Below are 450 nucleotides of genomic sequence, written 5' to 3' on the forward strand. Positions count from 1 at the left end.
TATGGTGAGTGTCATTTGGGATAAAAGAGCATTTCCAATCTATTTTAAATTATTGCCAAAATTAGGGAGTAGTAACATAGATGAGCAACAAAAAATATTGTCTCAAGTAATGCCACTTTTTCACAATTATAAAATATGTGTATTAGGTGATAGAGAATTTTGTTCTGTAAAACTCGCCAAGTACCTTAAAACATTGAGTGTATACTTTTGCTTGCGATTAAAAAAGAACGAGTTTGTAGAGGTTGAAAAAGATATTTTTCAGGAATTAAACAGTTTGGGATTAGAACCAGGAGTATCATTTTTTATTCAAGGTGTGAAGGTAACAAAGACTCGCGGTTTCATGAGCTTTAACGTTGCTTGTAAATGGAAACGTAAAATCAACGGAGTAGCACCGAAAGAAGGATGGTTTATTTTAACGAATTTTGAGTCCTTAGAATTGGCTATTTCTGC

The 450-nt window shown here is 32.9% G+C and carries 1 pseudogene; it reads left to right on the plus strand.

Annotation, left to right across the window (positions count from 1 at the left end):
- Window positions 1–450 (plus strand): annotated as a pseudogene (locus ACM0OW_RS25790) (IS4 family transposase); the annotation flags it as partial.

The sequence above is a fragment of the Anabaena sp. CCY 0017 genome (assembly GCF_963920885.1).
In the GTDB taxonomy this organism is placed as follows: domain Bacteria; phylum Cyanobacteriota; class Cyanobacteriia; order Cyanobacteriales; family Nostocaceae; genus Nodularia.